22 protein-coding genes are annotated in these 20,644 nt (G+C 64.5%); 13 read left to right on the top strand and 9 right to left on the bottom strand.

Annotation, left to right across the window (positions count from 1 at the left end; genetic code table 11):
- The first annotated feature begins 733 nt into the window (after window positions 1–733).
- Window positions 734–2,434, top strand: coding sequence for a phospholipase D-like domain-containing protein (locus FJ425_RS18510; RefSeq protein ID WP_140633311.1), 1,701 nt, complete (start codon window positions 734–736; stop codon window positions 2,432–2,434).
- Between the two features lie 381 nt (window positions 2,435–2,815).
- Here the strand turns inward: FJ425_RS18510 and FJ425_RS18505 are convergent, their stop codons facing one another.
- A complete protein-coding gene (locus tag FJ425_RS18505; protein ID WP_140633314.1) occupies window positions 2,816–3,199 on the bottom strand; it encodes a hypothetical protein in 384 nt (127 codons plus the stop codon).
- 226 nt (window positions 3,200–3,425) lie between these two features.
- Between FJ425_RS18505 and FJ425_RS18500 the strand changes: the two genes are divergently transcribed.
- Both FJ425_RS18500 and FJ425_RS18495 read left to right on the top strand, forming a co-directional pair.
- A complete protein-coding gene (locus FJ425_RS18500) occupies window positions 3,426–4,352 on the top strand; it encodes an ABC transporter ATP-binding protein (protein ID WP_095770129.1) in 927 nt (308 codons plus the stop codon).
- A complete protein-coding gene (locus FJ425_RS18495; RefSeq protein ID WP_140546692.1) occupies window positions 4,349–5,128 on the top strand; it encodes an ABC transporter permease in 780 nt (259 codons plus the stop codon). Before FJ425_RS18500 ends, FJ425_RS18495 begins: the two co-directional genes overlap by 4 nt.
- Window positions 5,129–5,159: 31 nt before the next feature.
- Here the strand turns inward: FJ425_RS18495 and FJ425_RS18490 are convergent, their stop codons facing one another.
- The 4 genes from FJ425_RS18490 to FJ425_RS18475 form a co-directional block, all read right to left on the bottom strand.
- Window positions 5,160–5,867 (bottom strand): DUF2807 domain-containing protein, encoded by a 708-nt coding sequence (locus FJ425_RS18490; protein WP_140725195.1) that lies wholly within the window; start codon window positions 5,865–5,867, stop codon window positions 5,160–5,162.
- Between the two features lie 34 nt (window positions 5,868–5,901).
- The gene (locus FJ425_RS18485; RefSeq protein ID WP_140546694.1) at window positions 5,902–6,468 is read right to left on the bottom strand and encodes a DUF1700 domain-containing protein; all 567 of its coding nucleotides are present in this window, start codon (window positions 6,466–6,468) and stop codon (window positions 5,902–5,904) included.
- Window positions 6,465–6,791: a PadR family transcriptional regulator gene (locus tag FJ425_RS18480; protein ID WP_140546695.1), complete on the bottom strand. Its 327-nt coding sequence runs from the start codon at window positions 6,789–6,791 to the stop codon at window positions 6,465–6,467. Before FJ425_RS18480 ends, FJ425_RS18485 begins: the two co-directional genes overlap by 4 nt.
- Before the next feature lie 179 nt (window positions 6,792–6,970).
- Complete coding sequence (locus tag FJ425_RS18475) at window positions 6,971–8,008, bottom strand: phosphatidylglycerol lysyltransferase domain-containing protein (protein ID WP_140725192.1); 1,038 nt, start codon at window positions 8,006–8,008, stop codon at window positions 6,971–6,973.
- Between the two features lie 230 nt (window positions 8,009–8,238).
- Here FJ425_RS18475 and FJ425_RS18470 point away from each other — a divergent pair, with 230 nt between their 5' ends.
- The gene (locus FJ425_RS18470; protein ID WP_140633323.1) at window positions 8,239–8,730 is read left to right on the top strand and encodes a MarR family transcriptional regulator; all 492 of its coding nucleotides are present in this window, start codon (window positions 8,239–8,241) and stop codon (window positions 8,728–8,730) included.
- Window positions 8,727–9,407 (top strand): GNAT family N-acetyltransferase, encoded by a 681-nt coding sequence (locus FJ425_RS18465; protein WP_140546698.1) that lies wholly within the window; start codon window positions 8,727–8,729, stop codon window positions 9,405–9,407. Before FJ425_RS18470 ends, FJ425_RS18465 begins: the two co-directional genes overlap by 4 nt.
- A 272-nt stretch (window positions 9,408–9,679) precedes the next feature.
- Here the strand turns inward: FJ425_RS18465 and FJ425_RS18460 are convergent, their stop codons facing one another.
- Window positions 9,680–11,677 (bottom strand): PhoX family phosphatase, encoded by a 1,998-nt coding sequence (locus FJ425_RS18460; RefSeq protein ID WP_140725190.1) that lies wholly within the window; start codon window positions 11,675–11,677, stop codon window positions 9,680–9,682.
- A 251-nt stretch (window positions 11,678–11,928) separates the two neighbouring features.
- On the opposite strand from FJ425_RS18460, the gene FJ425_RS18455 reads away from it, so the two are divergent.
- From FJ425_RS18455 to FJ425_RS18445, 3 genes are all read left to right on the top strand, one after another.
- Window positions 11,929–12,267, top strand: coding sequence for a hypothetical protein (locus tag FJ425_RS18455; RefSeq protein ID WP_140546700.1), 339 nt, complete (start codon window positions 11,929–11,931; stop codon window positions 12,265–12,267).
- 18 nt (window positions 12,268–12,285) lie between these two features.
- Complete coding sequence (locus FJ425_RS18450) at window positions 12,286–12,987, top strand: phosphatase PAP2 family protein (protein WP_140633332.1); 702 nt, start codon at window positions 12,286–12,288, stop codon at window positions 12,985–12,987.
- 90 nt (window positions 12,988–13,077) lie between these two features.
- Window positions 13,078–13,347: a helix-turn-helix transcriptional regulator gene (locus FJ425_RS18445; RefSeq protein ID WP_140633335.1), complete on the top strand. Its 270-nt coding sequence runs from the start codon at window positions 13,078–13,080 to the stop codon at window positions 13,345–13,347.
- A gap of 124 nt (window positions 13,348–13,471) precedes the next feature.
- Here the strand turns inward: FJ425_RS18445 and FJ425_RS18440 are convergent, their stop codons facing one another.
- Complete coding sequence (locus FJ425_RS18440; protein ID WP_140725187.1) at window positions 13,472–14,335, bottom strand: SMP-30/gluconolactonase/LRE family protein; 864 nt, start codon at window positions 14,333–14,335, stop codon at window positions 13,472–13,474.
- Between the two features lie 113 nt (window positions 14,336–14,448).
- On the opposite strand from FJ425_RS18440, the gene FJ425_RS18435 reads away from it, so the two are divergent.
- On the top strand, window positions 14,449–15,243 hold the full coding sequence (locus FJ425_RS18435) for a helix-turn-helix transcriptional regulator (RefSeq protein ID WP_140725184.1): 795 nt from the start codon (window positions 14,449–14,451) through the stop codon (window positions 15,241–15,243).
- Window positions 15,244–15,432: 189 nt separating this feature from the next.
- Here FJ425_RS18435 and FJ425_RS18430 read toward each other — a convergent pair whose 3' ends face one another.
- Both FJ425_RS18430 and FJ425_RS18425 read right to left on the bottom strand, forming a co-directional pair.
- A complete protein-coding gene (locus FJ425_RS18430; protein WP_140545793.1) occupies window positions 15,433–16,365 on the bottom strand; it encodes a CHAD domain-containing protein in 933 nt (310 codons plus the stop codon).
- Window positions 16,362–16,835, bottom strand: a complete 474-nt coding sequence (locus tag FJ425_RS18425; protein WP_140725181.1) for a CYTH domain-containing protein — start codon at window positions 16,833–16,835, stop codon at window positions 16,362–16,364. Before FJ425_RS18425 ends, FJ425_RS18430 begins: the two co-directional genes overlap by 4 nt.
- Before the next feature lie 90 nt (window positions 16,836–16,925).
- Here FJ425_RS18425 and FJ425_RS18420 point away from each other — a divergent pair, with 90 nt between their 5' ends.
- The 4 genes from FJ425_RS18420 to FJ425_RS18405 are packed head-to-tail and all read left to right on the top strand — an operon-like array spanning window position 16,926 to window position 20,630.
- Window positions 16,926–17,630, top strand: a complete 705-nt coding sequence (locus tag FJ425_RS18420) for a DUF1956 domain-containing protein (protein WP_140725178.1) — start codon at window positions 16,926–16,928, stop codon at window positions 17,628–17,630.
- Entirely contained in the window at window positions 17,627–18,580 is a 954-nt protein-coding gene (locus FJ425_RS18415) for an HlyD family efflux transporter periplasmic adaptor subunit (protein ID WP_140725175.1), read from the top strand. The genes FJ425_RS18420 and FJ425_RS18415 overlap by 4 nt, the downstream gene beginning before the upstream one ends.
- Complete coding sequence (locus tag FJ425_RS18410) at window positions 18,577–19,497, top strand: ABC transporter ATP-binding protein (protein WP_095770115.1); 921 nt, start codon at window positions 18,577–18,579, stop codon at window positions 19,495–19,497. The genes FJ425_RS18415 and FJ425_RS18410 overlap by 4 nt, the downstream gene beginning before the upstream one ends.
- The gene (locus tag FJ425_RS18405) at window positions 19,494–20,630 is read left to right on the top strand and encodes an ABC transporter permease (protein ID WP_140725173.1); all 1,137 of its coding nucleotides are present in this window, start codon (window positions 19,494–19,496) and stop codon (window positions 20,628–20,630) included. Before FJ425_RS18410 ends, FJ425_RS18405 begins: the two co-directional genes overlap by 4 nt.
- Window positions 20,631–20,644: the final 14 nt, after the last annotated feature.

Genomic DNA, 20,644 nt, shown 5'->3' with positions numbered 1-20,644 from the left:
CGGTGCAGAATTCTGCTCCGTTGTACCCTACGGCAAGGGTCGCGGCATGGATTCCAGGGTTTGCGCGACGCCGCTTCGCGGCTGCTCCGCCCTGGAATGACGAGGCTGGGATCTTTCGATCGCTGGGTCTGTGTCCGCAGGCGGCATGCCTTGGCGATTGGCCGAAACGCTCATCGCGATCGTCATCCGCGGGCGAGCAAGGAGCGCAGCGACGCGCGCAAACCCGAGGATTCCGTGACGTATGAGCGTCGCTCACGGTGCAGAATTCTGCACCGTTGTGCCCTACGGCAAAGGTCACGGAATGGATTCCAGGGTCTCCGCGCGTCGCTTCGCTCCTTGCTCCGCCCTGGAATGACGAGGTTGGGAGGCTTCAGCCAATCGCCTGCGTTTGCGCCGATTTCACGGAAGGGGAACGGTGAACGTCCTGCCCGACAAATGGCAACCTCGCCGCTCTCGCTTTTCCTGGAATTGCTCCAGGCCGGCCCGAACTTTCGGGCCTTTGTTTTGCTGGCAAACAAAACACAATGTGAAGCAGTTCATAGAATTATACTTGACGCTGCAAAACATTGACATCCGATCTTCTGCCGCCACATAATCATCGCCGTCACTCTTTCGACAATTCTGTTTCAGCTGATCCGGGGCCGTGCTTCCGGGGCGGATTCTTGTTGGCTGCGTTGATGGCCGGGCATACCGGCCACACTTCGGGAACAACGACGGATGGGAGGAACGACAGATGGCCATCGACATAAAAGTCTCCGTCTACACCAATGGCGACGACGCCTTCGTCGCCTGGGCGCCCAGCGATTTCATCGCCGGATGCCGGGGCTTTCTGCTCGAGCGCGGCCGCAAGGCCGGGGCGAGCGAGAGGATCGAGCCGGTGGAGAACCGCGTCGGCTTCACCAAGGACAAGCCGAAATCGGGCGACCACAGGCCGTCGGACGTCTGGCCGTTCCAGCGCTTCAACTGGACCGACCATGCGGCCGATGTCGGCAATGTCGTGCGCTACCGGGTGACCGCGATGATGAGCGCCGGCCCCGGCAAGCCGCTGACCAAGGGCGTGTCGAGCGACTGGACGGACTGGGCGACACTTGCCACCGACGCGGGCGGCGGCTTTTCCTGCTACTTCAATCGCGGCCTGGTGCTGTCGCAATTCGTCGCCCGCTACATGGCCAAGAACAAGCTGTCGCCCGCGGCCTTCAAGAAGAGCCTGCAGACCAATGGCGACGCAAAATTCCGCGCTTTCCTCGAAGGCGATCTCGGGCTGCGCATGGTCGGGCTGACGCAGGTCGCCGGCGACGAATTACACGCCGCGCTCTACGAGCTCGGCGACGCGACGCTGGAGACAGCGCTGATCGGGCTCGGGCCGCGGCTCCATCTCATCCTCGCCAACGGCTCCGACAAAAGTGGCGACGGCAACAAGGACGCGCGCAGGAACCTCAACGACCACGGCATCGCGACCATCGACCGGATGCTGAAATCGAAAGGCCTCGGCCACAACAAATTCGTCGTCGTGTCCAAGGACGGCGAGCCGAAGATGGCGTGGACGGGCAGCACCAACTGGAGCACGACCGGCCTGTGCACGCAGGTCAACAACGGCTTGCTGATCGAGGACGCGGCGGTCGCGGCGCATTTCCGCAAGCATTGGGACCTGTTGAAGGACGCCTCGCCGCCCAAGACCGACCCGGCCAATTTCACGCCGGCGCTGATGGCGGACAACGATGCCCCCAAGACCTTCACGGTCGGGACCGCCAAGGCGACCGTCTGGTTCACCCGCACCTCGGATGGTGCCGACATGGCGGCGCTGCGCGATGTCATCGCCTCAGCCAAACAGGCGGTGCTGTTCTTGATGTTCACGCCGGGCAAGCAGGGGCTGCACACGCTGGCCGGCCAGCGCGCCAGGGAAAAGGGCATGTATGTGCGCGGCGTGGTCTCGACGCTGAGCGCGGAGGAGGGCGGCACCGAGCAGAATTTCCTCGACATCGACCTGGTGAGCAGCGACCGGAAATTCACGCCCGACCACTATGCGGTGGCGCAGCCGCAGGGCCTCGATACGCCGCTCGGGCCATGGATCGCCGAGGTCAACCGGCGGAGCTTCCTGTCGCAGATCGGCCACGCCATCGTGCACTCGAAGATCCTGGTGACCGACCCGCATTCGAACGACTGCGTGGTGGTGACCGGCAGCCACAATTTCTCGGCGCCGGCGAGCGAGAAGAACGACGAGAACCTGGTGATCGTGCGGGGCCACAGGAAGCTCGCCGCCGCCTATGCCACCTACGCGATGTCGGTCTACAGCCACTACCGCTACCGCTCCTACATCCGCGAGATGCGGGCCCAAGGCAGGACGCCGTGGAGCTATCTCGACGACGACGACCAGTGGCTGAAGACCGAGCTCAGGACCAAGGCGCAGGAGATCGCGTTCTGGACGCAGGGTTAGTTGTTCGACGCAGGGAACTTTGGCCGCTCATTTCCGTGAAATCAGTGCAAACGCTGGCGATTGGCCTCCAACCTCGTCATTCCAGGGCGGAGCAGCCGCGAAGCGGCGTCGCGCAGACCCTGGAATCCATTCCGTGACGTTGATCAAACGTGCAGCGGAGCAGAATTCTGCACCGCAGCAGCGCTCATGCGTCACGGAATGGATACTCGCGCGCGTCGCTTCGCTCCTTGCTCCGCCCGTGGATGACGAGGTTGGGAGGCTTCCGCCAATCCCGGGCGTCTGCGCCGATTTCACAGAAAGGAACGGTGAAAATACTGCCGGCCGACAAGCGGCAACTTAGCCGCTTGCGATTAGATCGGGCATCGATGAGGGCACCCACAATCACTTCTGCTTAAACTGTGCTGTCTTCAGAGCTGTTTCCAGCGACACGGCTGTGTTCTCGACAGTTTCTTCAATCGGCGGTCCAACCCGGATCGCGTCGCCAGGTGGAAGCGTAAACGTTGGGGCCGCGTCGTTGACCCTATTCACAACCCAAAAAAGAAGCGTCATGACGGCGATGTACGCCATGAGGGAAATCAGCAAGCCAGAGATTCCCCAGGTGCGAGCTATCCAATGCGCGGTCGACAAGCCGAAGGCCATGACGGAAAACCCGGCAAAGATCAGGCCGTAAAGAACGCCAACCAGACCTCTGCGAAACGGATAGCTCTGTGCGAATTTGAACATCCCCCAATAGTGCGGCGACACAATTGCAATTTTCTCAAGCACCTATTTAAAGTTGAACCATTTGGAACAGGTCGGATAGACGCGGCGCCGGCAGCTCGCGCAGTCTCCGATCGATCTCATTCATCCCGTCGCAGGGCATTTCTCTACGCAACCGGGGAGAAAGACGCCCTCCCTGTCCAGAACTGTCAGCAGCAGCGGCGATTCACAGTTGCACCGGGCGGCATCCGACCTATATGAGATCACCTTTTCCAGCCGGCCGTATTTCAGCATGTCATCCATCATCTCGATCTCCGGTGTCACGAAAACCTATGCCACCGGCTTCAAGGCGCTGAAGGAAATCAATCTCGACATCGAGCGCGGCGAGATCTTCGCGCTGCTCGGGCCGAACGGCGCCGGCAAGACGACGCTGATCTCGATCGTCTGCGGCATCGTCAACCGCTCTTCAGGCACCGTCACCGTGGACGGCCACGACATCGGCCGGGACTACCGCGCCGCGCGCAGCCTGATCGGGCTGGTGCCGCAGGAGCTCACCATCGACGCCTTCGAGACGGTCTGGGCGACGGTGAACTACAGCCGCGGCCTGTTCGGCAAGGCGCCCAACGCGGCCTTCGTCGAGAAAGTGCTGCGCGACCTTTCGCTGTGGGACAAGAAGGATTCCAAAGCGATCACGCTGTCGGGCGGCATGAAGCGCCGGCTGATGATCGCCAAGGCGCTGTCGCACGAGCCCCGCGTGCTGTTCCTCGACGAGCCGACCGCGGGCGTCGACGTCGAATTGCGCCAGGACATGTGGGCGATGGTGCGGCGCCTGCGCGAGGACGGCGTCACCATCATCCTCACCACGCATTACATCGAGGAGGCCGAGGCGATGGCCGACCGCGTCGGCGTCATCAACAAGGGCGAGATCATCCTGGTCGAGGGCAAGGCCGAGCTTATGCGCAAGCTCGGCCGCAAGCAGATGAATCTGGAGCTGCGCGCGCCGCTCGCCGCCGTTCCGGACGGCCTGTCGCACTATTCATTGGAGCTGTCGGACGACGGCAACCAGCTCACCTACACCTATGACAACCAGAGCGACCGTCCGGGCGTCGCCTCGCTGATCCGCGACCTCGAGGCGGCCGGCGTCCAGTTCCGCGACCTCGACACCAAGAACAGCTCGCTCGAGGAGATCTTCGTCAATCTTCTGAGGCAAGAGCCATGAACCTGCGGGCTGCCCCCAATTTTCGTGCGGTATGGGCGATCTACCGGGTGGAGATGGCGCGCGCCTTCCGCACGGTGCTGCAGAGCATCATCTCGCCGGTCATCTCGACATCGCTCTATTTCGTCGTCTTCGGCTCGGCCATCGGCTCGCGCATCACCGAGATCGACGGCATCGCCTATGGCGCCTTCATCGTGCCGGGGTTGATGATGCTGTCGCTCCTGACGCAATCGATCTCCAACGCCTCCTTCGCCATCTATTTCCCGAAATTCGTCGGCTCGATCTACGAGCTCCTGTCGGCGCCGGTGTCCTATCTGGAAATCATCATCGCCTATGTCGGGGGTGCCGCGACCAAGTCGGTCATGCTCGGCCTGATCATCCTGGCCACCGCGGCGCTGTTCGTGCCGCTCAGGATCGAGCACCCATTCTGGATGATCGCCTTCCTGGTGCTGACCGCGGTGACCTTCAGCCTGTTCGGCTTCATCATCGGCATCTGGGCAAAGACCTTCGAGCAGCTGCAGCTGGTGCCGCTGCTCATCGTGACGCCGCTCACCTTCCTCGGCGGCAGCTTCTATTCGATCCACATGCTGCCCGGCATCTGGAAGACGATCACGCTGTTCAACCCGGTCGTCTACCTGATCAGCGGGTTCCGCTGGAGTTTTTACGGCAAGGCCGACGTCTCGGTCGGCGTCAGCCTCGGCATGACGGTGATGTTTTTGGCGATCTGCATCGCGATCGTCGCGTGGATCTTCAAGACGGGCTATCGGTTGAGGAACTGAACAGGGCTCAGCCGCCGCAGAGCCTTTGTTTTTACGGCACCTGTGTGATGCTGCCGCTGCCGCGCACCTGCGAACGCCGCATGGTCGGGTGCCCGTAGACATCGACGTCGCCGCTACCGGAAATCGAGACATCCGCATCCGCCTGCGCGGTGATCTCGGCATCGCCGCTGCCGCGGATATCGACCTTAGCAGATTGGGCGGTCAGGTTTTTGAGACGCCCGTCGCCTGAACCGGAAATCTGAAGGTCGACGGTCTGAGCCGTTCCGGCGGCGGTGATGCTGCCGCTGCCGCGGATGTCCAGCCGCAGCGCGGGCTGGTTGATCTCGTCCAGGGCGAGATCGCCGCTGCCGATTATCTTCCAGTCCGTTATCGCAGGCCCCGACAGGGTGACGTCGACGCGGTTGTTGAACCAGCCCGGATCGCAGTCCAGGCTGAGCTTGCTGCCTTCCATCCGCACATGGTCGACCAGGACCGATTCGCCGCTGACGACGGCTTGCGCCACGTCTCCCGGCCGGTAGCGCACCGCTGCCGGAACGGCGATGGTGAAACCATCGCCGGCGCTGAACGGCAGCGTGACCTGTTTCGTCGTGGAGGTGGACTTTCCGCAGGTGGATTGCCCGCCGATCCACGAGCCGCCGGCATAGATCGAGTCCGGCCCGGAAAGCCCGATGCCAAGCGCCAGAAAGACGATTGCGCCGGTCAGCCCCGCTGTCGCGACGAATGCCAGTTTTCCAGTCATTGTGCGGTTCCTTCCACGTGATGACAAACAAAGCTCAGGCGCGATCGCGGTCAGGTCGCGCCAGACGCGAATGCAGCCTGGCGTAGCGCCCGACGACCCGTAGGCCGGCGCTGAACCCGAGCAACAGCAAGGCGCCGCCGCCGATGAAGCCGCTCACCAGCCCGGCGCCGATGAAGAGGCGGCCGAGCACGGCGGTGAGCGTTCCGGCAGGATCGAACAGCAGCGTCGTGAGGATGATCTTGATGCCCAGCGCGCCGATGGCGACAAGCGTGATGCCAAGCCCGATGCCAAGGATGATCGCGGTGAGCAGAAGCGGCAGCAGCAGGACGAGATCGACGAAGGCAAGACCGGCAAGCGCGAGTGTCGCCCCCAGCATGTTGGACATGCTCCAATGCGCCTCGAAGCGGCGCAGCCCGGCCTCGGCGCGCAGCTCGCGGGCGAGCCTGGCCGGATCGCCCAGCGCCGCCGCGACCTCCGCTTCGCCGCGGCCGGAAGCATCAGCGAAATGGGAGCTATAGTCGCCGACTATGTCGTCGATCTCGTGCGCCGGCAGGCCGGCCAGCCCCTGTCTCAGCGTCTGCAGGAAAGCGTCCTTGGTCATGGCAGATCCTCGAGAATTTTGTCGATCGCGCCGACGAGCGAGCGCCAATCGCGGCGATGCGCTTCGAACGCCTTCTGTCCTAGCGGCGAGAGCCGGTAATATTTGCGGGGCGGTCCGTTGCTCGACTCCGCGATGCGGGTGGCGACCAGGCCGTCATTCTGCATGCGGCGCATCAGCGGGTAGATCGTGCCTTCCCCCATGCCGACCGCGGCGACCAGCTGGCTGGCGATTTCGTAGCCATAGCTTTCACCCCGCGACAGCACGGCCAGCACGCACAGGTCGAGCGCGCCTTTTCGCAATTGCACCTGGATCGAGTCGGTCATGTCGCATTCCGGTTCACCGGACAGCTTGGTTCCCGGTTTACAAAACAGATATAGCAAGCTACCTGTTTATGCAAGATACCAGTTGATGCAGTTTACCGAGCAAGAGAACTGCCATGATCCAGCCACGGTTCATCCGGCTGGCGCAAGAATGCCTGGGATGCCCGGAAAACCAAGCGTATTCAGATCGCCTTGATCAACCGCAGCAGGCCCAGCATTTCCACGAAAGTCCCTTTGCGGAACGCGATGTAGGTCGGCTCCTCGACACCATGGAAGCGGCGCTTGAAGGCCGCCTGGCCCTGCAGGTTGAAGCGCGAGCGGTTGATCCAGGGCGAGTTGTAGGCGCGCTGGAAGGTTCCGCGCCAGAAGCCCGATTCGGCGAAGCCGCTCGGCTCGATGTCGAGCAGCGGCGAGAGCCCGAGCGTCACCTCCGAGACGCCCTCCTCGCGAAAGCGGTCGACGGCGAATTTGGTCAGGCCGATCTCGGCATGTGGCGTCGCATCGACCTGCTTGCGCTTGAAGGAGGTGGTGTAGCCGATGACCTTGCCGTCGCGAAACAACGGGTCGAAGTCGAGGATGGCGAGAAGCCGGCCTTCAGGGCCGTGCAGGAGGAAGCGGCGCATGTCGGCGCCGATCTCTTCGGAAAAACGGCGGTTGAGGAAACCCATTTCCCAGCGCTTGATGATACGCTCTTTGCGCCAGTCGGCGGAAAGCTGCTTGATCTCGTCCTGCAGCCCGTCGCCCTTGTCCTCGGCGAGGGTAAAGCCCTTCTTCGTCAGCCAGCGCTCGGAATAGCGCACGGTCTCGTTGCGCCTGCCGGAAAAATCATGCGCAGGCAGCGGCAGCCTGGTGTCGATGCCGAGGCGATTGACCTGGTAGCCGAGGCCGGCGAGCACCTTGGCCGTGTCGGCGCCGACCTGGACGAACCAGGGGCTGCCGGCAGCCTCGACGAAGCGCTTGATATAGGCCGGACGGTCGGCCGGGTCTGCCACCGGATCGCCAAGCGCGAAATGACGGCTCATCTTGGTGCCGAAGGCGATGTAGCCGTCGCCATCGCTGAAATAGGACAGTTTCTGCTGCACGGCCGTCGAATAGGCGAGCGAGAAGTCGCCGTAACGGCGCACCAGCGCCAGGCGCTCGTCGTCCGTCAGGTCGCGTCGCGGGACCTTGGGTGCCACGGCATCGAGAAGCCTGTCGAAATAGATGCGCAGGGGCGCCATGAGCTCCGCGTGCCAAGAATGGATGACCTGCCCCCTCAGGTCACGAATCGCCGGCGCGGCCGATTGCGGTCACGTCGCGCCAGCGCGATATAGGATGCAATTGGCGGCGAATGAAGAGCAAATGTCCCAAAGCGTCCGTATCGTCCATCGGAAACGCGCCACGCGCGTGTAGGGCTTGATATTTCCATGCAATGTTATATATCAAGTTATAGATATAGGCGAATGGTGCTATGGAAGACGTCCTTCGATCCCTCGGCTTTCTCTGCCTCGGCAGCCGGATGAAACGAATAGGCGAGCAATTGCAGGCCGATACGCAGCGCGTGCTCGACCGCCTGGAGGTGCGCATCCAGTCGAGTCAGTACCCGCTGCTCGCCGCGCTCGACAGGTTGGGTCCGCTGCCGGTCGGAGAGCTGGCGCAATCTCTCGGCGTCGCGCAACCGGGCGTGACGCGCAGCGCGACGCTGCTTGCCGAGCTGGGACTGGTCGAGGTCAACCCTTCGAATGACGACCAGCGGCGCAGGATCGTTTCGCTGAGCCGCAACGGCCGGCGGCTGGTCGACCAGGCGAAGCGGGAGATCTGGCCGAGCATCGAAAATGCCGTAGCGGGTCTGTGCGCCGATCTTTCCGGGCCGCTGCTCGGCCAGCTTGCCGCCATCGAGGATCGTCTGGCCGCGACGCCGCTCGATCGTCGCGCCGAAAACACCAGGGTGGCCGCGTCGTGAAACATCTTCTCGACCGCCCCATCTGGAGCGCGCTTACGACGCGGCACCAGGCTCTCGCCGAAGGGGGTGAGCTGGCGAGGCGATATCGCCCGTCGATCGTTCCTTTCGCGGCCACCGCAGCCGACGATGCGGACAGCCTGCGGGCGCTGGCCAGGCTTCTCCCACCGGGCGAAGCCGCCGTGCTGGTCCAGGCGGACGAGATCGCCTTGCCGCCGCAAATTTCCGCTGTTTCGACGGCGACGCTGGTGCAGATGATCGCCGAGCAGCCGATGCCGGCGACACCAGACGGGCGCATCCGGCAGCTGATGAAAGACGACGCAGCGGAAATGCTGGCGCTCGCGTTGCTCACCAAGCCCGGTCCCTTCACGCTGGAGGCGCTGAGCCTCGGCGATTTCTGGGGCATCAGGATCGACGGCCGGCTGGCGGCGATGGCCGGCGAGCGCATGAAGCAGCCTGGCTGCAGCGAGCTCAGCGGCGTGTGCACGCATCCGGACTTTCGCGGCCGCGGTCTTGCCAGCCTGCTGTCAACGTTCGTCGCCGGCCGGATCGCAGCACGCGGCGAGGTACCATACCTGCACGCCTATGAAAGCAATGCCGCGGCGACCGGACTCTACGAATCGATCGGCTTCCGTTTGAGAAGCAGGATGAACATGGCCATGGTTCAACGCGCCGAATAAGCACCGGCAGCGGATGTCTCTCGCTTCGTCATCCACGGGCGGAGCGAGGAGCGTAGCGACGAAGCGCAGACCCGAGGATCCATTCCGTGACATGCGAGCGTCGCAACGGTGCAGAATTCTGCTCCGCTGCGCCCTGCGATCGCGGTCACGGCATGGATTCCAGGGTCTACGCGACGGAGCTTCGCTCCTGCTCCGCCCTGGAATGACGACGTCGGGGAGGGCGTTAGCCAATCCCCAACGACGAGCTGTCGGTCCGTGCTACCCCTAGCGCGTCACACCGCGATCTTGCCGCCGCCCTGCTTCGTGATGGCAACGACGGACGGCCGCACCGGCATGTCCGGCTTGAAATCCGGCCAGCGGGTCGACGGGTCCTCGTAATAGGACGGGCGGCCAAAACCTTCCCAGTCCTCGCCGCCGTCGCCCGGATGCTGGACGGCGACGAAAGCGGTCTGGTCGTCCGGCGAAAACAGCGGGCCGCACATTTCGGCGCCGATCGGCACGCGGAAGAACAGTTTCGACGTTGCCCGCGCGTCACCCTCGGTATCGACCGCCCAGAGACCGTCGGTGCGGCCGGTGGCCTTCGGGCCCTGGCCGTCGGTGGCGACCCACAAACGCCCGGCGGAATCGACGGCGCAATTGTCAGGCATGCCGAACCAGCCATGGGCGGTGGTCGCGGTCGAGAAGGTGGCGCCGACATCGGCAACGGAAGGATCGCCGCATTTCAACAGCACTTCCCATTTGCCCTTGGTGGCGGCGAAATCGCCGCCGTCCTCGACGATCTCGATGATGTGGCCGAAAGCGTTGTCGGCGCGCGGATTGGCGGCGTCGACCTGCTCGGACTTGCGCTTGGAATTGTTGGTCAGCATGACATAGACCTTGCCGTTGCCGGCATTGGGCTGGATATCCTCCGGCCGGTCCATCTTGGTGGCGCCGAGCAGGTCGGCGGCGCGGCGCGTCTCGATGAGAACGTCGGCCTGGGAAGCAAAGCCGTTCTCGGCCGTCAGCGGGCCTTGACCGAAAACGATCGGCATCCATTCGACCGAGCCGTCCTCGGCGAATTTGGCCACATGCAACGTGCCGTCGTCGAGCAGGTCCAAGTTGGCGGCGCGGTCGTTCGGGTTGAAAATCCCCTTGGTGACGAATTTGTAGACATAGTCGAAGCGCTCGTCGTCGCCGAGATAGAAAACGACGCGGCCGTCTTTGGCGACGATCGATTCGGCGCCCTCATGCTTGAAGCGGCCCATGGCGGTGCGCTTCCTCGGCATGGAGTTGGGATCGTTGACGTCGACCTCGACGATCCAGCCGAAACGGTTCGGCTCGTTCGGCTCCTTGGCAAGATTGAAGCGATGGTAATGCGTGCCCCACTCATAGGCGCCTTCCGGAATGCCGAGCCGCTTGTAATTGGCGGCTTCGCTGTGGCCTTCCGGCAATTCGCCCGAGAAATAGCCGTGGATGTTCTCCTCGGCCATCACATAGGTGCCCCAGGGCGTGACGCCGCCGGCGCAATTGTTGAGGGTGCCAATGACCTTGGTGCCGGACGGGTCCGCATTGGTCTTGACGCGGTCATGGCCCGCCACCGGGCCGGAGAGCGCCATCTCGGTGGTGGACATGATGCGGCGGTTGAGCTTGCCGTCGCGCACCACCTGCCATTTGCCCTCTTGCTTGCGGATCTCGACGATGGTGCCGCCATGGGCGGCCATCTCGACATCGACCTGCTCCTTTGAGAGCGGCGCCACCTCGGCCTTCTTCTTGCCGTCCTTCTCGACGACCGAGACGATGCCGGGGAACATCAGATGCGGGTTGGTGTATTCGTGGTTGACGACCAAAAGGCCGTGCTCGGCCGAGCCGTCGATCGGAATATAGCCGACATAGTCGTTGTTGTAGCCGAACTGTCTTGCCTGGGCTTCAGCCGACTGCTTCAGCGGATCGAAGTCGGGGGAATCGGAAAACAGCGGATCGCCCCAGCGCAACAGCACGTCGGCGTCATAGCCGGGCGCGACATGGTGCTTGTCGTCGATGCCGGCTTCGAGCTCGTCGAACTTGAAGGCCGAAGCCTCAGCAGCGCGCGCCTCGTCGGCCGCAATCAGCGCCAGCGGGCTGACGGTGGCGGCGATGGCCGACACGGCCAGCGACCCCATGAGAAAGCCGCGGCGCGAGAAACGCGCGGCGATGATCTCGCCCATGGTGCGGTTGTCGGTCGGGTTGACCGGCGGGCCGTCATTTTCCTCGAGCTGGCTGGTGCGGAAACGGGTCTCAGGGGTCACGGTCATGAGTTGTCCTCTGGCTTCTTGAGTGGCTGGGGATTTTGACCCTTCGACCCCTAAAGCGCGCCGATCACATTTTCGTGACACTGCCGTGATAGAACCGCAATAGTTGTTTGCCGGCTCGCGGCGGCTTTTGCGACACCCGGCTTCGGCCCCTTGAGCGCCTGCGCTTGGCTGCGGTCAGCTTGACGACATCGCCCGCTTCGGAAACAAGGGCTGGCCGGCGTGGCGACGGCGCTTAAAAAGGGGAGGGCAAGGTGAGTTTCTGGGGACTGGCGCAGCTCGGCATTTCGACCGTGATATTCCTGCTGGCGGCGACGGCGGCCAAGCAATGGGGGATGGCGCCGAGCTTGGCCAAGCTCCTTTTGACGCTGGCGCTCTACTCGGCCGGCAATCTGATCATGCTGAGGCTGGTACGCGAGTTCGGCATGTCGGTATCGTTCAGCCTGTCGGCGGTGATCCAGCTCGTCGCAGTCAATGTCGTGGCGCTCGCCTTCTTCGGCGAACGGCTCAATGCCTTGCAGGCGACCGGTGTGGTGCTGGCGATCGCCGCCGTCGCGCTGATCACGCTCGGGCCCTATATGCAGCGGCTGTAGCTGGACCCGAGGGCCCGAATGAAATCGACCGCCAACGCGCTCCTCAACAGGTTGGAATTCCCGGTGCTCGTGGCTGGGCTGGTGATCGCCGGCGGGCTGTGGGGCCTGGTGGAACTCATGGAGGTGGCGCGCGCGACGACGCCGCATGCCTTCGATACGGAAATCCTGCTCGCCTTCCGCCACGCCGGGCAACCGGACAGCCCGATCGGCCCGCTTTGGCTGGAGGGCGCGGTGCGCGACATCACCGCGCTGGGCAGCACCGCCGTGCTGGCGCTGATCACGACGGCGACGATCGCCTATCTGCTCCTGATCCGCAGACCCTCGACAGCCCTGTTCATGTTCGCGGCCGTCGCCGGCGGGCAAGCGCTCTCCAGCCTGCTCAAGCTCGAGGTCGACCGGCCGCGGCCCGATCTCGTCTCGCATCTCGTCACCGAGACCTCGCTCTCATTCCCCAGCGGGCATGCCATGCTGTCGGCAGTGACCTATCTGACGCTCGGTTCCTTGGCGGCCCGCTTCCTGCCGGACCGGACGACCAAGGTCTTCGTGCTCGGCCTCGCCGTGCTCACCACCGTGCTGGTCGGCGCCAGCCGCGTCTATCTCGGCGTGCATTGGCCCTCCGACGTGCTTGCAGGCTGGTGCGCGGGTTTTGCCTGGGCCATGCTGTGCTGGCTCGCGGCCCGCCTGCTGCAGCGACGCAAAGTGGTAGCCGACAGCGATTGACCGATGCCTAGTACATCTATAATGATGCTTGAGACATCGTAACATTTATAGTATACATCTTTTTATAAATTCAAAGGTGGATTCCGGCCGATGATCACTGCCGCACAGATGCGCGCCGCGCGGGCGTTGACGGGCATCGACCAGAAGACGCTGGCCGAGCGCGCCGGAGTCTCGCTGCCGACGATCCAGCGCATGGAAGCGAGCGGCGGCGTCGTCAGGGGCGTGGTCGACACGCTGATGAAGGTCATCCAGGCGCTCGACGAGGTCGGCGTGGAGCTGATCGGCGAGAACCAGGCCAGCGAGCGCGGCGGCCGGGGCGTGCGCCTCAAGGCCACCGCGGCGCAGAACCCGCAAGGCTAAGCCGGCAAGCCGAAATGCGAGAGGTTGGCGAGACAGCGCCCCCTCTGTCCTGCCCGTCCTCCGCAGCAGCTTCGGAGGGTAGACCGGACACCTCCCCTCAAGGGCGGCAGCTTCAGCGCCGCGATCAATCCTGCGAGGAATCCAGCGATAGCGCGACGACCTCGCCTTCGCCCATCAGCGGCACGAAGATGCGCCTGCCGTCTGTGCCGATGTCGGCGCTGCCCGGCTTGAACTGCGCTATCGCCGTCGGCGCGCCGCCGCGCTTGTAGCCGTAGAGCGTGCCGGTCATGTAGGCAGTGGCGTAGATGGTGTCGCCGATGGCGACGACGCCGTCGAGGTCGGCGAACTTTTGCGCGCCGGGCAACGGCGCGACCTTCCTGGTGGCGAGGTCGACCGACAGCAATCCGCCGGGCTCGGCGGTGCTGAAATCGGTCTTGTCGATGCCCTTGCCCCAGGACGCGACGATCAACCTGTCGCCATCGGCGAAGACGCCATTCGGCGAGGCGAGCAGCGCATCTTTGACGAACAGCTCCGGTCGGTCGCCGTCGATGCGGTATATCGTGTCGGCCAGCATGTCGCTGACATAGACCTTGCCGGCGCCGTCGGCGGTCATGTCGTTGAGAAACACAGCGCCCGGCACATCAATGGTCTCGACCAGTCTGCCGCTGGCGAGATCGACGACGCGCACCTTGGTGATGTCGGCGGCGTAGAGCCTGCCGCCGGCGATCGCCATGCCCTTGGGCGCGTCCATGCCGTCCACCCAGTGGCGAGAGACGACCTTGCCGTCCATCGACAAGAGCGACAGGTAGCCATTGCCGTCCACCGCGCCGGGATTGCCGACGATGTTGGAGACGACGATGCGGTTGTGGGCGGTATCGACAAGCGCGGATTCCGGCTGCTCGAAGCCGGTGGCCCGCCAGAGTTCGCCGGCCTGCGCGACGGACACGGAGATGGCGGCGAAGACGGTTGAAGCGATGAGGTGTTTCATGGGTGCTCTCCGGTGATGACGGCAGAGAGCTAGGATTTTCGATACTTTCCTGGAAGCCGGAACAAGCCTAGTATCGCAGTTCAATACGAATTCGCGCAAACGAGGTGCATTCCATGAACGGTCCGATCTTCGAGGCGCTGAAACGGACGTTGAAGGCCAAGGGCCTGACCTATCGGACACTGGCCGAGCGCATGGGCGTTTCCGAGCCGACGGTGAAGCGCATCTTCCATGAGAAGAACTGCAAGCTCGACCGGCTGATGGAGATCTGCGCCGCGGCCGATGTCGAGCTGGAGAACGTGCTCGGCGCGATGAACCGCGGGCCGGGGCCGGCCAACCGCGTCGCGCCGGAGATCGAGCGCCGGCTGGCGGCGCGGCCGGCGCTGCTGTTCGTCTTCGTCATGCTGTCGGAGAAGTTCACGTCCGAAGGCATCATGCGCTCGCAAGGCCTGAGCGAAGCTTCGATGTTCCTCTACCTGCGCGACCTCGAGGAGCTCGGGCTGGTGGCGCTAGGGCGCGGCCTGTCGGCAAGGCTGCTCGTCGAGACGCCGATCCAATGGGATTTCGAAGGTCCGCTGAAGCCGCATTTCGAGATGACCAACAAGAACTTCATCGGCTGGGCGATCGGCCAAATGGAGCAGGGCGCGACCTTCATCAGCTTTTCCAGGCGCATGCGGCCGCAAACGGCGGAAATGCTGCGGCGCGAGGCCGAGGAGCTCGCCGAACGCGCCAGGCTGCTTGCCCATCACGACCAGCACACCACGCCCGAGGACGAGCTCACGGGCTACAAATGGACCTTTGCCTTCGGAGCGACGCCCTTTCCCGCGATCATGCCGATCGGCCCGCATCCGAGGGATGCGGGGGCCAGGGCCGATGGCGGCGCGAAAGGGAAACGGGCGTTGCCGGCGTAGCGCCTTCTCCTTCTCCCCTTGTGGGAGAAGGTGGATCGGCGCGCAGCGCCGAGACGGATGAGGGGTGTTCCAGCTTGGCCGAAGCGCTCGTCCAAAGCCGCAATCGCCAACGCCTCGTTCCCTGGAGCACCCCTCATCCGGCCGCTTCGCGGCCACCTTCTCCCACAAGGGGAGAAGGTGAGGCTGGCGTCACGCCGCTTTTGCTTCTTCCTGCGGTCCGGCGAGATCGTCGCGCGCCTTGCGGGCCAATCTCTTGGCCGAGCGCTTGGGGCTGTCGCCGAACAGGTCGGCGGCATCGGCAAGGCAGGCCTTGGCCAAGCTCTTTTCGGAGCGCTTCAACAGCTTGCGCAGAAGCTTCGTCTCGTCGGCGGGGCCGAGCGGCTCGCCTTCGGCGTCGAGCAGGGCGCGCATGACGAAGACGTCGTGCAATTCGCCGAGCTCTTCGCCGAGCCTGTCGACCGCCTTGCGGCGCGCCTTGATCGGTGTCGGCCACAGGCGGCCGAGCAGCGACAGATGCATGGAGTGGGTCTTTGTCGCCTTGCGCAGGTCGTGAAAGTCGTCGGCCTCGCCGCGCGACTCCGCCTTGTCCAGCGCCTTTTTCGCCCGCCGCAAGGTGGCGCGGGCGCCGTCGGCCAATATATCGGCCGCCTGCTCCGGCTGATCGGGCAAAGCCAGCCTGTCGATGCGCTCCAGGCCTTCCCGGCAAGCGGCGATCGCCGCATTGATGGCGGCGTCAAGGCCGGGGCCGGCGTGGAGTTCGTGCTGGCGCAGCACCAGCCGCTCGCGCACGGGGTCGAGACCGCCGCCTGCCGATTGTTCCGGAAAGGCATCGGCCAAGCGGTCGACGGTCTCGATCAAGGCGGTCGCCTCGCGCGGGCCGGCCAGCAGCGCCGATACTTGCTTATAACATTCGTTCTCGGTCTGGCAGAACGGTTCGTCCCCGAAACGAACCAGGCGTAGCAAGGCGCGCACGCTTTTCAGCCGCTTGCGGCATTTGTGCAGTCCCTGCTCCGGCTTCTCGCGCGCCATCTCGAGATGGGCGACTGCCTTGCCGATCTCGTCGGCCAATATGCGCCTGACCTCGCCGGTCAGCGGCAAACGCGGATCGATGCGGAAGCTCATGCGGCGATCTCCGGATTCCCCCCGAGGGCCAGCGACGCGTTGTAGAACCTCGACTCGCCGGTGACCTCGCGACCGAGCCAGTCGGGCAGCATTTCGTCAGATATGTCCTCCGGCGTCTCCAGCTCCGCGATCACCAGCTCCGCGAGCTCGCCGCCGAAAACATCGACTTCATAGAGATAGCCGCCGTGTCTAACATGGTGGCGTGTCTTCTCGATGACACGTCCGACGGCGAACGCCATCAATTCCTCAGCCTCGCCAAGCGGGATCGAATATTCAAATTCGTCGCGCTCGCGCGCCCTGTCGCCGAACTTCAGCGTGAGCTTGGCGGAGCGCTCGTCGCTGATGCGCACCCGCACCGAGCGGCCGGGCTGTGCGGCGACGTAGAATTGACGAATGCGGATTTCCGCCTCGACCTCATCGCGCCAGGCGGGACTGGAGACCAGGAACTTACGCTCGACTTCCTTGCCCATGGCCGCGCACTAAAGCCTGTGAGGATCGAGAAGGCAAGCCGAGTCGCGGTCAAATTTGACTTTAATCAATCGATTGATTAAAGTCGGGCCATGAACAAAGGATCAATCGCAAGGAGGCCGCAGCGCGAGGTCGGCACCGCCGATCAAACGCGCGCGGCGCTTGTCCACGCGGCGCTCAGGCTGTTCGGGCGGAAGGGTTTCGACGGCACCTCGACGCGGGAGATCGCGGCCGAGGCCAAGGCCAATATTGGCTCCATCGCCTATCACTTCGGCGGCAAGGAAGGCCTGCGCGCCGCCGCCGCCGACTTCATCGTCGACACCATCCAGGGGATTGCCGGCCAGGCGCTGGGCGGCGTGCAAGCAACGGCGCCCCTGGACCCGGAAGCAGCCCAGGCGCAGCTTTTCGCGGCGCTCGAGCGGATGGTGGGCTTCGTCGTGGCCAGTCCGCAGGCCGGCGAGATCGTACAATTCGTACTTCGCGAGCTCTCGCATCCGACCGCCGCGCTCGACCGCATCTATTCCGGCGTGTTCGAGCCGACGCACCGGCGGCTGTGCCAGGTCTGGGAACAGGCGACCGGCGAGCCGGCCGAGAGCGAAGCGACCAAGCTTACCGTCTTCACCATGATCGGCCAGGTCATCTATTTCCGCATCGGCCGCGAGGCGGTGATGCGCCGGATGGGCTGGCGCGAGATCGGCAATGAAGAGGCCGCCAAGGTGGTTGCGGTCGCAACCGACAATCTCAGGGCAATGCTGGCCGCACGCGGGCCGGCCACCGGCAAGAAGGGCAAATCATGAGCTTTCTTTGTTCGCTGCCGCTCGCGGCCCAATTGTTCGGCGCCTGCGCGCCGGCCGCACCTTTGGCCGTCGGCTATGTCGAAGGCGAATATGTGCTGATGGCGCCGATCGAAGTGGCCCAGGTGGCGACGGTGACGGTTCGGCGCGGCGACCGCGTCGAGAATGGCACGGCGGTGGCGACGCTGGAAGATGCCGACGCCAAGATCGAGGTTGTGCAGGCCAAAGCCGCGCTTGCGCAGGCCCAGGCCCAGCTTGCCGATCTGCAGGTCGGCAAGCGCCCCGAGGAAATCGCCGTGCTCAAGGCCGAGGTCGACATGGCCAAAGCCCAGGCGGCCGACGCCAAGCGCAAATACGACCGCGCCAGCGACCTGTACAAGCGCGGCACCGGCACCCAGGCCGATTACGACACCGCCTCGGCTTCGCTGGAGACCGCCAATGCCCAGGTCGGCCAGGCGGAGGCCAATCTCGCCGTCGGCAATCTGCCGGCGCGGGCCGAGACCATCAAGGCCGCCGACAACCAGGTCAAGCAGGCGCGGTCGACCCTGGAGCAGGCCGAGTGGCGGCTGTCGAAGCGGGTTCTGGCGGCGCCCTCGCCCGGCCGCGTCAACGATGTCATCCGCAATCCAGGCGACACAGCCGGGCCGACCGCGCCGGTGATCTCGATGCTGCCGGACGGCGCCGTGAAGCTCAGCGTCTATGTGCCCGAAGGCGCGTTCTCGGCGGTCAAGGTCGGCACCGAGCTCAACGTCCATTGCGACGGCTGCGGGACGGGGCTGAGGGCACGCGTCAGCTATGTCTCGCCTGACCCCGAATTCACGCCGCCGGTGATCTACTCGCTGGAGAACCGGCAGAAGCTGGTCTATCTCGTCGAGGCGCGGCCGGAGGGCGATGCGGGACCGCTGCAGCCCGGCCAGATCGTCGATGTCGATCTTGCGGATCTCGGGCAATGAACGCCATTGACGTTCGCGGCCTGGTCAAGCGCTTCGGCGACAAGACCGTCGTCGACCATGTGACGATGACGGTCGCCGAAGGCGAGATCGTCGGCTTCCTCGGGCCGAACGGCTCGGGCAAGACGACGACCATCCGCATCATGTGCGGGCTTTTGACGCCGGACGAAGGCGACGGCACGGTGCTGGGCTTCGACATCCGCACCGACGCGCTCAAGATCAAGCGCGAAGTCGGCTACATGACGCAGAAATTCTCGTTCTACGAGGACCTGACGATCGGCGAGAACCTCGAATTCGTGGCGCGGCTCTACCGGCTGAGGCCGGTCGAGGAGTATGTCTCGCGCACGCTTCAGGATCTCGGCCTGGCCAGCCGCCGCAACCAGCTGGCCGGCACGCTTTCCGGCGGCTGGAAGCAGCGGCTGGCCTTAGCCGCCTGCATCATGCACGAGCCGAAGCTGCTGCTACTCGACGAGCCGACGGCCGGCGTCGATCCGAAGGCCCGGCGCGAGTTCTGGGACGAGATCCATCGCCTTGCCGGCGGCGGACTGACCGTGCTCGTCTCCACCCACTACATGGACGAGGCCGAGCGCTGCCACCGCATCAGCTACATCTCCTACGGCAAGATGCTCGCCACCGGCACCGTGGACGAGGTGGTGAAGAATGCCGGGCTGACCACTTTCGTCTTGCAGGGGCCGCGGCTCGACCAGGTGGCCGAGGCGCTGCAGGGCAGGCCCGGCGTCGACCAGGTGGCGCCGTTCGGCGCGACGCTGCATGTCGTCGGCTCCGACAAGGCGGCGCTCGAAAAGGCGCTGGCCGACGTCGAGAAGGAACACAAGGGCGTCACCGTGAAGCCAGGCGAGACCAGCCTTGAGGATGTGTTCATCCAGTTCATGGCCGGCTCGAAGGACAATATGGCATGAACGCGGTCTTCTCCTTCGCCAGGCTGGGCGCGCTGCTCGCCAAGGAATTCATCCAGATGCGGCGCGACCGCATCACCTTCGCCATGATGCTGGGGGTGCCGCTGATCCAGCTGGTGCTGTTCGGCTATGCGATCAACAACGACCCGAAGAGCCTGCCGGCCGCGCTCGTGGCGACCAGCAGCGACCCCTACACGCGGGCCATGGTCTCGGCGCTGCAGACCACCGGCTACTACCGCTTCGACCATGTCGCGCAAAGTGCCGAGGAAGCCGAGTTCCTGATGGCGCGCGGCGACGTCTCCTTCGTGGTCACCATCCCCGCCGATTTCGCCCGCCGCGTCGAGCGCGGCGACCACCCGCAGATCCTGATCGAGGCCGACGCCACCGACCCGGCGGTCGCCAGCGGCGCGATCTCGACGCTCAGCACCGTGGCCGGCCAGGCGCTGCTCAGGGCGCAGGGCACTGAGGAGACTGCCAAGGAGGCGGCGCGCGGCCAACTCGATGTCGTCGTGCACCGGCGCTACAATCCCGAAGGCATCTCGCAATACAACATCGTTCCCGGCCTGCTTGGCGTTATCCTGCAGATGACGATGGTGATGATGACCTCGATCGCGCTGACGCGCGAGACCGAGCGCGGCACGATGGAAAACCTTCTGGCCATGCCGTCGAGCCCGCTCGAGATCATGATGGGCAAGGTGCTGCCCTACCTGGTGGTGGGCGCGGTGCAGGTAGTGGTCGTGCTGGCGGCGGCGAAGCTTCTGTTTGCCATTCCCTTCATGGGGTCGCTGTCGCTGCTGCTGTCGACCGTGCTGGTGTTCGTGCTGTCGCTGGTGCTGCTCGGCTACACGATCTCGACGATCGCGCGCACGCAGATGCAGGCGCTGCAGCTCACCTTCTTCTTCTTCCTGCCCTCGATCATGCTGTCGGGCTTCATGTTCCCCTATCGCGGCATGCCGGGGTGGGCACAGACCTTTGGCGAGATCTTCCCGCTGACGCATTTTTTGCGCATCACCCGCGCCGTCATGCTGAAAGGGGCAGAGCTGCCGGCGGTGGCGGCGGAAGTCGGCTGGCTGGTGGTGTTCGTGGCATTGTTTGCCGGCGTGGCGCTGGTGCGGTTCAGGCGCACGCTGGATTAGGTCGGACGCCCCTG

Source organism: Mesorhizobium sp. B2-7-2, assembly GCF_006440775.1.
GTDB lineage: Bacteria > Pseudomonadota > Alphaproteobacteria > Rhizobiales > Rhizobiaceae > Mesorhizobium.
The sequence above is the reverse complement of the archived record's forward strand: the minus strand, read 5'-3'. Positions and strand labels throughout refer to the sequence as shown.